This is a genomic window from Acetonema longum DSM 6540 (genome assembly GCF_000219125.1).
Classification (GTDB): domain Bacteria; phylum Bacillota; class Negativicutes; order Sporomusales; family Acetonemataceae; genus Acetonema; species Acetonema longum.
Map to the genome: position 1 here is coordinate 22954 of NZ_AFGF01000087.1, position 11772 is coordinate 34725.

At 43.7% G+C, this 11772-nt stretch carries 8 protein-coding genes and 1 pseudogene; 3 read left to right on the top strand and 6 right to left on the bottom strand.

Translation table 11 applies throughout. From position 1 onward, the window contains the following. Nucleotides 1-107: 107 nt before the first annotated feature. A complete protein-coding gene (locus ALO_RS10640; RefSeq protein ID WP_004573382.1) occupies nt 108-512 on the bottom strand; it encodes a VOC family protein in 405 nt (134 codons plus the stop codon). A 26-nt stretch (nt 513-538) separates the two neighbouring features. Continuing rightward, complete coding sequence (locus ALO_RS10645) at nt 539-1759, bottom strand: 6-phosphofructokinase (RefSeq protein WP_004573383.1); 1221 nt, start codon at nt 1757-1759, stop codon at nt 539-541. Between the two features lie 608 nt (nt 1760-2367). On the opposite strand from ALO_RS10645, the gene ALO_RS10650 reads away from it, so the two are divergent. Continuing rightward, complete coding sequence (locus ALO_RS10650; protein ID WP_004573384.1) at nt 2368-3714, top strand: pyruvate carboxylase subunit B; 1347 nt, start codon at nt 2368-2370, stop codon at nt 3712-3714. Beyond that, nucleotides 3708-5246: a 4Fe-4S dicluster domain-containing protein gene (locus tag ALO_RS10655; RefSeq protein ID WP_004573385.1), complete on the top strand. Its 1539-nt coding sequence runs from the start codon at nt 3708-3710 to the stop codon at nt 5244-5246. The genes ALO_RS10650 and ALO_RS10655 overlap by 7 nt, the downstream gene beginning before the upstream one ends. Before the next feature lie 108 nt (nt 5247-5354). On the opposite strand, the gene ALO_RS10660 is transcribed toward ALO_RS10655, so the two are convergent. The 4 genes from ALO_RS10660 to ALO_RS10675 form a co-directional block, all read right to left on the bottom strand. Continuing rightward, a complete protein-coding gene (locus tag ALO_RS10660) occupies nt 5355-7448 on the bottom strand; it encodes a sigma-54 interaction domain-containing protein (RefSeq protein ID WP_040293163.1) in 2094 nt (697 codons plus the stop codon). A gap of 250 nt (nt 7449-7698) precedes the next feature. Next, on the bottom strand, nt 7699-9018 hold the full coding sequence (locus ALO_RS10665; RefSeq protein WP_040293165.1) for a CitMHS family transporter: 1320 nt from the start codon (nt 9016-9018) through the stop codon (nt 7699-7701). Nucleotides 9019-9185: 167 nt separating this feature from the next. After that, nucleotides 9186-9809 (bottom strand): hypothetical protein, encoded by a 624-nt coding sequence (locus ALO_RS10670; protein WP_004573388.1) that lies wholly within the window; start codon nt 9807-9809, stop codon nt 9186-9188. A gap of 33 nt (nt 9810-9842) precedes the next feature. Then, complete coding sequence (locus ALO_RS10675) at nt 9843-10571, bottom strand: indolepyruvate ferredoxin oxidoreductase subunit alpha (protein ID WP_004573389.1); 729 nt, start codon at nt 10569-10571, stop codon at nt 9843-9845. A gap of 692 nt (nt 10572-11263) precedes the next feature. Here ALO_RS10675 and ALO_RS21765 point away from each other — a divergent pair. Then, nucleotides 11264-11772: pseudogene (locus tag ALO_RS21765) on the top strand (hypothetical protein); the annotation flags it as partial.

Genomic DNA, 11772 nt, shown 5'->3' on the forward strand with positions numbered 1-11772 from the left:
CTCATTATTCAAACTATTTTCTAAAATAAAAAACGCGCCATACACCGGCCGTTGCAAACGTGCGGAATACGATGGCGCTAACGCCGCTGATGACGTGAATATAAATATCACCAAACGACAAAACAAAACGGATGCCCCACAGGGTCAAGCATGACCGTCCACTCGTCGCAATACTGGGTGTCTGCTTTTGTTGCGCCACATGAAATTGCGTGTTTCACAGCAAGTTCCATATCTTCCTTACTTTCTACCGCAAAGTCGATGTGTAGCATCTGCTGCTGCGCATTTGGCTCTTCCGGCCAGACAGGCGGAACGTAGTCAGTGTTGGTTTGAAAGGCGATCTTAACACCGCCCAGCGGAGAATGGATGGCTAGAAAATCCTCTTCCTCTACAATATCTTTTTCCCAGCCAAGCATCCGGATATAAAAATCAGACAAAGCTTGGATATAGGGACAATCAAGTACAATTGACTTCAATTTGATTGTGGGTACGTTATTTTGATTTATATTATTCATTTACTGCTCCTTATTGAAAATCTATTTTACTCGCCTCGCAATATTTTGGTCACTTTCGGCGCCCTCAACAGTGCAGGTGACTGCAGTCCAGATCCCAATAAAGGCCGCACGTAATACTTGAAAGCGTCGGTGACGTGATTGCTATCCTCATTGATGTACTCGTCAGGCATAAGTTTTGTTTTACCCGCTACCTCTTCCAGCTTCACCAATCGATAATCGACTGAGTAAAATCCAGTACGGTTTATAGTAACAGACCCATCTAAGTCTTGCCACATCGCCATTTGAACTGCTCGTTCCCCAGCTTCCCGGGCTTCTTGCTGGTCAACATCGGAAACACAGCCTAAAAACGACCTCTGCAGGTAACCAAACGTATCACTGCGAACTCTGGATATCCCCAATTTTCCCTTAACTTCTTGGGCCAGCAAATCTCCCAGGGCTCCCGTTCCGGAAAGTGTTAAATTACCGTGTGAATCTATGTCGATATCCTTGAGTAAAGAAGCTAGAATCGGTATGCCGGAATCATCCTTTATCCCCTCTGATACAGCTACCACACACCTCCCCAGCCGATCATAGATCCTCTTAACGTCGCCCAGGAATTTGTCAGTATTAAATTTTCGTTCCGGGAGATATATCAGGTGCGGACCATCGTCCGGATATTTCTGAGCAATTGCTGAAGCCGCGGTAAGAAAACCTGCATTACGCCCCATGACTATTCCCAGGTAGACTCCTGAGAGAGCCCGGGTGTCAAGATTAATACCTGTAAACGCCTGAGCAACAAACCTTGCTGCCGATCCATAGCCCGGGGTATGGTCATTAAGCACCAAATCATTGTCAATAGTCTTCGGGACATGAATAGCACGAAGATCATATTTTGCCATTTTTGCCTCTTCATTTACAATACGTACGGTATCTGCCGAATCATTTCCCCCAATATAAAAGAAATAGCGTACATCATGAGCCTTTAGCACCTTAAATATTTCATGGCAATATTTGCTGTCAGGCTTTACCCGTGTTGACAATAGCGCAGAAGAAGGCGTCAGTGCGACTTGCTCCAAATTGTGCGTCGTCTCCTGAGTAAGGTCGAGAAAATCCTCATTAAGCAGACCCTCCACCCCTTTAATCGCTCCATATACTTTGGTAACCTGGGGAAATTTTCTCGCTTCCAGGACAATGCCGACTAATGTCTGATTAATAACCGCAGTAGGACCTCCTCCTTGGGCAATAAGGACTTTACCCGCCAATGACATATGTACTACCTCCCACAGCTATAAAGTAGATTTTCCCCAAATGCTTTTATAATAATATTATTACCGTCCGCTGAGCAGCCAGAACCAAAGTCAGATGTTTTGCTTATCATGCTGGTGCAGATAAAGCTTGAATAGCGGAGCAATCAAGTACAATTGACTTTAATTTATATTGTGGGTATTTTATTTTGGTTATATTTTATTCATTCTAATATCGATATAATTCCCATCTTCTGTAACAAACTATAAAATCCTGCAAAATCTCTTGAAGAGCATTTTGTGGGATTTTACTTTCACAAACAATCCACCTCACCGATTTCATTGAGTACAAACACTAAAAGCTTTGTATTTTATCGCTATTATTTAAGTTGCCGACTCGGGCATCCGAATTTAATCATAATGAGAATGCCCAAAAAAATCCTAATAATCTCCTAATAATCAAATAGTCTTTTGGTTAAGACCCTGCTGATAGTATTTCGGATATTGGCATAAAAATTGCATTTTACATTACTCAAGTGTTGTTGAAGATTGTAAAAATCGAACGAGCAAGTATTGTACAAACAAATTCAGCAGCACCATGACAAATAATTATGTGAAAGGAAGTCACGTACATGAGCAAACCACTAAAAATTGTCGAAACTATATTGCGAGATGGACACCAATCTCTAGCAGCAACACGGATGAGAACGTCTGATATGCTTCCTGTTTTAGAGCAATTAGATGATGCTGGGTTTTGGGCGCTGGAGGCCTGGGGCGGAGCAACTTTTGACAGTTGTCTTCGATTCTTGAACGAAAATCCATGGGATCGATTACGTACACTGAAAAAATATATCCGGAAAACTCCAATTCAAATGTTGCTTCGGGGTCAGAATATTCTAGGCTATAATCACTACGCTGATGATGTGGTCAAAGAGTTCATCAACAGAGCAGTTGATAACGGCGTAGGTGTCATAAGGATATTTGACGCATTGAATGATGTCCGCAACTTAGAGGTTTCCATCCGTGCTGCCAAAGAAGCGGGGGCTCACGTTCAAGGAGCTTTCGTTTATACAATCAGTCCGTATCACGACATCGACAGCTTTCTGAAAGTAGCGAAAGATTTGGTCAATCTGGGTGTAGACTCAGTTTGCATTAAAGATATGGCAGGATTGCTGGCGCCATATGCAGCATTTGAGTTGGTGCGTACATTAAAGTCTAACATACCGGCGCCTATTCATCTGCACACTCACTACACCAGCGGAATGGCTTCGATGACTTATCTAAAAGCGATTGAAGCCGGTGTCGATATCGTAGACTGCGCTCTGTCTCCTTTCTCGATGGGGACTTCGCAGCCTGCTACCGAGGCTGTAGTGGCTGCCTTGGAAGGAACAGAGCGGGATACGGGCATCGCCAAGGAAAAACTATACCCTATTGCGGATCACTTCCGGGGTGTAAAAAAGGAATTGGCTGAAACTTTTAAACTCAATACAGCAATCGATATCGATACCAAAGTACTTACTTACCAGATTCCCGGCGGCATGCTGTCCAATTTTCTTAACCAGTTAAAGGAGCAAGGCATGGCCGACAAATATCCGGAACTGCTGGAGGAAATGCCGCGTGTCCGCGCTGAACTCGGGTATCCCCCGCTTGTGACTCCTACTAGTCAGATTACCGGATCAATGGCAGCCTTTAATGTCATGCTGGGCAGATATAAGGTCGTGCCACGTGAGGTAAAAGACTTGGCCCGGGGTAAATATGGGCGAACCCCTGCACCGATTGATCCGGCAACAAGAGAGACAATACTTGGTGATGAGCCATTAATTGAGCATCGGCCGGCTGATGATATTGCACCGCAAATGGCTGCCTTAACAGCAGATCTTGCCGATAAGGGATATCCCAATGCATTGATAGAAGATGTGCTATCTTACGCACTATTTCCAGAAGTTGCGTTAGACTTTTTAAGAGAAGATGGTTGCTGATTTATGATAATAAAAAATTAATAAAAGCGGGAGAAAATATGCCACAAGTAACTGATGTCGTGAAAATTCACCGTAAAATTTTAACAAAAACAGCCCAGTACGCATTGGAAGGAACTTTAAAAGAAAATATTACAGGAATACCGAAATCGATTGTCACTGAAGACGGCCCTCGCTATCGATGCTGCATTCACAAGGAACGAGCCGTACTTAACGATAGAATCGCTATAGCACTCAGTCAACCCCTTGGTACGAATCTGCAGGAGGCGGCGGAAAACGCTTTATCAGGCAAATCAACAAATATGCCTATTATGCAGGTTTTACCCGCGGCCTGTGATAAATGCCCCATCGATAAATTTATTGTGACCGACGCTTGCCGGAATTGTGTAGCTCACAACTGCATAAGCGCTTGTGCGAAGAAAGCGATCATGGTTGTGCAAAATAAAGCATATATGGATAAGACCAAATGCTCTGAATGCGGTCTCTGCAAACGTTCATGTTCGTATGGCGCTATTATAGAAATCAGCCGGCCTTGCGAACGATCCTGCAATCTACAGGCAATTACTGCCGGCAGTGACCGCAGGGCGGTTATAAATTACGAAAAATGCGTTCAGTGTGGTGCATGTAAGGCAGGATGTCCATTCGGAGCAATAAGCGACCGTTCAATGCTAGTCCAAGTGATAAACCATTTGAAAAATGGCAGCCGCGTTTATGCGGTGGTAGCCCCGTCTATAGTCGGCCAATTCGGTGTTAAGGTAAAAACATCTCAAGTGATGAATGCTTTGCAGAAAATTGGATTCCACAACGTTCTGGAAGTCGCCATGGGGGCAGATATTATTGCATTAGAAGAGACTAAGGAATTCTTAACTAAGGCCATAGAACAGCCTGGTTTTATGACCACTTCATGTTGTCCGGCATTTGTCGATATGATTGAAAAGCATATGCCGAACATAAAAAATCAAGTCTCTACGACTGTATCACCCATGATTGCGATAGGTAAAGTAATTAAGAATGATGACCCGGATGCAGTTATAGTATTTATTGGGCCTTGTATTGCAAAGAAGTCAGAGATTATAAAACATCCTGGGATTATCGATTATGTCGTTAGTTTTGAAGAATTGGCAGCTTTATTTGAAGGCGCCAATATTAACATTACGGAAATTGAAGAAAGAACCTACGAAAGTACTGCATCTCATGATGGGAATATTTTTGCCCGGGCAGGCGGTGTCTTGTCGGCTGTATTAAATACCGCGAAAGAAATGGATCCCGGCATAAAGATTTTGCCCCATCGGTGTGACGGTCTAGAAAACTGCAAAACAGCTCTTGCTAATATCCGTGATGGTAAAATTAATGCAAATTTCTTTGAGGGTATGGCTTGCGAAGGCGGTTGCATCGGCGGGCCAGGTTCGCTAAGCGATTATCGTATTACATCCAGGTTATTAGACAATCACGCCGAAGCGCTTACAGTTAAAACATCGCCTGAAAATAAGAGAGCGTTAGAGGAAGTGAATAAGCACCTTCACTGGCACTATTGACTATAATCTGTACTCGTATGATCGGAGCAGGTAAAGCAAACTATCCTTACCCGAGGCATAGCTTATGCTTAATAGTTAGCAACTTATGATCACATTGGAGGGAGTGCATTATACATCTCTATGTTTCCAGGAATCGAGACTTTGAAGCAGTTCATTCCCTTTTTCAGTAACTTTATTGCCTTGCTTAGTAGCACCCGCAATCAGATAACCATTTTTTATTAAGATTTTTAACCAGTGGCGGACTTTATATTCAGACCATCCTAAATTTAACAATTCCAGTCTTTTTAACAGAGCATTCCTGCCCAACCCTTTTTTCTCCACCGCACATGCACTTTTTATTTCAGCCAGGATCGCAGCTACCTCTTTGCGGACATTCTGCATCTCCAGTTCATGAACAAAGCCGTCAGTATCCTTTTCGATTTGAACATCAGAGAACGCAACAGGAGCTTTTGGCCCCTTGCCAGTTATATAAGATGGCAAGTGTTCTATCGATGCCTCATTCCAGCCGACAACATTATATAAATATATAACTATATTCTGAAGTTCACGTATATTGCCTGGCCAGCTATATCGCTGCAAGAAAGCCGAAAGCTCGGAATGCAGCCGCAAAGGATAGCCATACGATTTCCGGCTAAAAAAATCGATAAGTTTTATTATATCGCCCCCTCTTGCCGCCAAGGAGGGAATATTAATGGGCAATGTACACAGTCGGTAATATAAATCCCCACGAAATTTACCGGACTCCACCAATTGGACTAAATTCTTATTCGTTGCGGCTACGACCCTTACATCAACAGGCGTTACAGCCCTTCCTCCCACCCGCCGGACCTCTCGTTCTTCCAGCACGCGAAGCAGCCTTTTCTGCACTTCCAGCGATGCATCACCTATCTCATCCAGAAATATCGTCCCTTTATGAGCTTCTTCAAAAAGGCCCGGTTTTCCGCCCTTTTTAGCACCAGTGAAGGCCCCCTCATCATAGCCAAATAATTCACTTTCAATGAGATTTTCCGGTAATGCTGCAAAATTTATTGCCACAAAGCCGCCATGCTTTCGCGGTGACAGATTGTGTATAGCTTGGGCGAACATTTCTTTTCCCGTTCCACTTTCACCCTCCAGCAATATCGTGGACTCCGTCTTTGCAAAGTGTGTCGCTAATTGAATAGCGTTCTTTAATTCCGGTGACTCGCCGATAATATCGCTAAATGAGTATTTGGCTAAGTTACCGGACAGCCTCAATTCACGTCTTACTTTCGTCTCAAGCTCCTGGACCTCCGAAACAGGCCGTATGGTAGCGACAGCCCCTGAAACAAAACCAGTTGTATCAATAATAGGATTGGCATCAAGAATATAATGACTAGAACCAATTTGTTTAAAGTCATGCCGCAGCAGCTGACGTTCCCGGATGACGGATCTCAAATCAATTTCAGGTGCAATCCTCGTCATTTTTTGGCCTATCACTTCTTTTTCCTGGAGTTGCAATAACTTTGCGGCTGCAGGATTCAGCAAGGTAACTTCTTCCTCTGTATCTACTGCTATAATTGCCTGGGTGACTGTATTGAGCAATGCACTGTTTAACGAAGCGATTTGCTGCCGCTTTACCGTGATCGCCATGATATCATGAATATACTGATTTGATATTTTGTTTAAAATTTGCAAAGGCAGATGTAAATGATGAATCAGTTGCGCAAAAGTGGAAATATCCAGTCCTTTTGCTCCCAAATCTATAACCGTGCGTATAGATGGCGGTACAAGATTCCTGGAACCTGTAATAATTACAGTATTGATTTCGCTCGATAATTCCATTTGACATCCCGGATAGTAAGGATACATCGTTATATGGTGTATACCAAAATTTTTGACCATTTCGATACCCATCAAAGCTGTCTCTTTAGAGTGAGTCGCAAAAATGGCTTTAGTGGTTGGGTCCAACTCCAGCAGATGATCAAGATGTTCAGTATTAATTGTCCGGTCGGCAATAAAAATTGTCTTCCTTTCCGGCAAGTGTGGTTTAACGACATTATATACCACTTTAGAGGAGGTGATATATACATCACTATCAACGACACCAGTCAAATCATCCAGGTTGTTTAAACTCCATTCTTTAACATTTATATATTGTCCAAGGAATCGCGAAAGCTGCTGAGCTGGCAGTCTGCAGACGGCTTCATTTCGACCAATAAAACATACTTCAGCCTTCTTCATATCATTACTCCATAAAACAAATTTATCGGCCATCCCTTAAGAGACAGACAATTAACTTCTGTCTAACATGATGATACCATATAAGTAATTCTATACGCTATCCCCTGTCAGGCGAACTTACTGAACATGGCTAATAAGCCTTTCCAGTCTTTGCTTGCTCTAGTAAAAAGACTGCCAACAATTACTTGTCGGCAGTCTGTCCGAGGTTTAACAACATCGGTAATTTATCCGAATTCTCATATATTTTACGTTAAAAAGGAAACAATCCGAGGACTAATGCGGTAGCTATAAAGATAAGCGTTATCATAATCGCCGGTATTAAACCATACTTTTGCAAATCAGCCATACTAACGCCGCTCATTCCAACCAAAAGCCACGTAGAGGCTGTGAGTGGGCTGAAGGTATGCGGAGGCGGTCCAAGCAATGATGCCCGAGCGATTTCAACTGTCGAAATACCATAGGCGGAAGCCGCTTTAGACAAAACAGGAAGGACTCCAAAGTAAAAAGCGTCATTCGTCATGAAGAAAGTGCCTGGAATAGTGAGCAACGCCGTAAACAATGCCATATGCGCCCCCATGGAAGACGGGATCATGGCGATGAGTGACTGTGCCATCTGATCCACCATTTTGGTGCCAGACATAATCCCCATCATAATGCCGGCAGCAAAGATGAGTGAAATAACCGGCAGTGCAGAGGAAGCGTGTTCTTTCACGCGCTCTTGCTGATCCGCTAATTTAGGATAGTTGACCACAAGCACCAAGCCGGTTCCAATCATGAACAGAAGCATTAATGGCAAAACTTCCGTCATGAGACAATATAACAGAACCGTGGTCAGGCCCAAGTTAAACCAAAACAGCTGAGGCCGCTTTAGCGTATCTGTAGATGCAGTTTCCGGGATATTCGTACATTCATCAGTTGCACTGACTGATTTCACCCAGCCGAGACGCTTGCGTTCACGCATTCCCCAGACATAAGCAAAAATCAGGACCCCGACGGTAGCAACTACCATACCGGGTATTAGGGGTAAAAACACTTCTTCGCTGGTTAAATTAAGCGAAGCCAATACCCGCCCGGTTGGTCCGCCCCAGGGCAACAAGTTCATTATGCCAACTTGCAAAGCACAGAGAGTAGGCAGCATAGCCGGGTGAACACCGACACTCTTATGCACCGCCAGCAAGGCTGAGCACACTGTCAGATAAGTGGTGGCGCCATCGCCGTCAAGCGATACTATCGCCGACAAAATACAGGTACCGACAGCAACCCGTAGCGGATCACCTTTAACCACTTTTTTAATAGCATTGACCAGCGGGTCAAATAATCCCGCATCAATCATCGTACCGAAATACAGAATCGCGAAACAAAGCATTACCGCTGTTGGCGCCGCTTGTAAAACACCATCTTTCATCCATCCGCCCATTTTTGCCGGATCGGCCATACCCATCACAACAAGGCCAATTCCAAACACTATCGGAACCAACATAAGCGCAACCATCGCCGACATACGCTTGCTCAAGATCAGGTACATAAACAGACAGATCATCATGAAGCCTAAAAATGCTACTAAAGTCATTTTGTCTCTCCTCTCAAACTGTTGGGTCGTCTTACTGAAGCCGACCGCCGCAGAAAAACTCATGATAGAATTCTTCAACCGCTGAATAAGCTTCAGCAAGCCGCCCACATACATACAAAAAACGCAAAGATTACATTGCCCTTACATTGCCATTGCCAGCAAATTATTTATTTTTTAATATTATCTTTGATGATGTCCGAGCACCGGACTTGATTGAAAATACCACAGTAGCAGAAATTAGCAAGTTTGATCGAACCTTCTTCCGGAGTTAAACGCCCAGCTTCCACTTGTTTGATAATGTGTTTGACAAACTTGGGCGGAATCATATGGTGTCCACACATTGTCGTGATGGAAAGTGTAACATCGTCGGGAAGATTATCCTTCTTGCCCCATACTCCCAGTGAGTAATTGACAGAGTGCGGAGTGACTCCAGCCTCGCGGCAGGCTGGAATGACTTCGTTCAGGATACCGGTAATAACGACAGACTGTCCTAAATCTTTAGCTTTAATCCGCTTTAAGAATTCAACTACTTGCTCTCTGCGCGTAAACACACCACGCAGACGCGATTTATCGGTAATGCGCTCTTTAATCTCTTCGACGCTATAACCAGTAATAGGTCCGGTCTTTACATCCCCCCAATTTTCTGAACCTACAGCTTCAGCAGCAGCAATAAATTCCAGCGCCTTGGGTTTTATGTTTACATCATTGACTCCTTTCGTCTGATACATGAACCAGTTGAAATCCTTCTTTTGGGATTCAATGTCTCCCGATCTGTGCAGTGAATGTGTCATAATGGTTCCCTCCAAGTTTAGATTCATTGCGCTTTATGCAAGAGATAAGGGTCTTCCCAAGCCTACGTTGACTTTTCCGCGATGAGGGTAATTAATTCCAAGATCCTCTAAACAATCCAGCGTCGGCGTATGTCCATTTTCGTCCACCCGAATAATGAGGCCCAGTGAGAACACTGTATCAATCTCTTTTTCAACTTGCTTCAGGGCCTTTAAAACGTCAGGCAGGGTTGCCTCGGGACACTTCCCCTCCACAATTACAGAAAGAAGATGATAATTATGACATTCGTCAACCAATTTACCAGTGGTTAAGTCCGGCATAAGCGCCGCCAGCGGAGTATGATCGGAATTAGCCAGTTTTACGCCGGCTTTGGCGCAGGCCATGGCCACTTTTTCAGCATCGCGCAGGTAAACCCCCATGCCAGGGCGTCCCATATCAATGCAGATGCCTACTTCACCTTTTATTACCCTACCCGAAACATCGTTAGTTTTAACTTCTTCTGTTCCTCTGCCGGTAACGCCGGTTACTCCGTGATTCTCAACCGGATCACTCATTACATGTTGGAATTGTTTGTAGAAATTATTTAACTCAATTGGCTCAATAGCGCCTTTGGGACACACTTTCTGCCTTAGACAAACATAACATTCGGTGCATCGGTCTTGATCGATATAGCATTTCTTGCCATCGGCCATAATAGCATCTACTGTACAGTAGGTCTGGCAGATTTTACATCCGATGCATTTTTCCTGATTAATAGTGGCCATAATAGTCTCCTCCCAATACTTAGTTTAAAAGTGCAGCATCGTACATAGTGAATACTCCTGCTAGTACTTAGCTGCTTATCTTTTAATGCAATTACCATACCAACTAACATGTAATTTCTTGCACAAATACTAAAGATATTAATATATTAAGAAAACAGCAACAGTTTCTGGCCTTCTATTTGCTACTTCAGTCTCAGTATTTGGATCAGAGCTCACCTTGAAACCAAATACAATTCAAATTCATGGCGAATATTAGGATGATTTTTTTAAAAAACTCCTGCATTTAATCCTAATATTGATTTCACGCAGGGAACTAGGAATGATAAAGTAGCGGGCAGAAAATAAAGCTATCTCTCCTTATCAAACTGTGCCAGAGACCCCCAAAACGGTAGGATTAATAAAATATATTGCCTATCAATTAGTGGGGGGCCGACAATAAAACCCCAAACCATGTCACAACTGGTCTGGGGTTTTATATTCTAACCGATTACCTCTAGACGTGCAGGTTGTCAACAATTCCGTCCCCTTGACATTGCGAGATTAGGATGACCTGCTTGTTAGGCCTACTTTCAGAGTCAATAAACTTTTAAATTAGGGCTTGACTTTAATTAGCTGGTCTTTGACACCCTCTGGTAACAACATAAAAACTAAACACATATTCTATTATGGAATATCATAAGAGGAGGATGTCGATGGCCAATATAGCCCTTCAAATCGATTTAAGTGCATCCACGATGGTAGCTACCGGATCAAACGTGCTTTTCGATACAATCGTCTACCTGGATGGTAATATAACCTACGATTCAGCAACTGGTATCATTACCCTTCAGGAGGCAGGCAGATATATCATACACTGGTGGCTGGCAACCCAATCGTCGGCTTCGGTCAATGGAACCTCTTTTGCGTTGTCCTCATCACAAGGAGATCTTCTGGAAGGTAATTCCCCGATTAAGACGGGCGAAGTATATGGAGTGGGAATTATTGAAGTTGCTGCAGCCCCAGTTACGATGTCATTGGAAAATATCAGTACCGCAACTATCTTTTTTGCTACGCAAGTTCCTTTAAAAGGCACCTTGGTGGTTGTAGAAGACGATATAGTCGAAATTGGGCCCACCGGACCTACCGGAACCACGGGTGTCACTGGTGATACCGGATCCACTGGAGCCACGGGTGTCACTGGCGATACCGGACCTACCGGCGC

Excerpts from the sequence above, each read along its gene's own strand:
- ALO_RS10665 (WP_040293165.1), bottom strand. The coding sequence starts at position 9,018 with ATGACTTTAGTAGCATTTTTAGGCTTCATGATGATCTGTCTGTTTATG.
- ALO_RS10650 (WP_004573384.1), top strand. The coding sequence starts at position 2,368 with ATGAGCAAACCACTAAAAATTGTCGAAACTATATTGCGAGATGGACAC.
- ALO_RS10675 (WP_004573389.1), bottom strand. The coding sequence starts at position 10,571 with ATGGCCACTATTAATCAGGAAAAATGCATCGGATGTAAAATCTGCCAG.
- ALO_RS10645 (WP_004573383.1), bottom strand. The coding sequence starts at position 1,759 with ATGTCATTGGCGGGTAAAGTCCTTATTGCCCAAGGAGGAGGTCCTACT.
- ALO_RS10670 (WP_004573388.1), bottom strand. The coding sequence starts at position 9,809 with ATGACACATTCACTGCACAGATCGGGAGACATTGAATCCCAAAAGAAG.
- ALO_RS10660 (WP_040293163.1), bottom strand. The coding sequence starts at position 7,448 with ATGAAGAAGGCTGAAGTATGTTTTATTGGTCGAAATGAAGCCGTCTGC.
- ALO_RS10640 (WP_004573382.1), bottom strand. The coding sequence starts at position 512 with ATGAATAATATAAATCAAAATAACGTACCCACAATCAAATTGAAGTCA.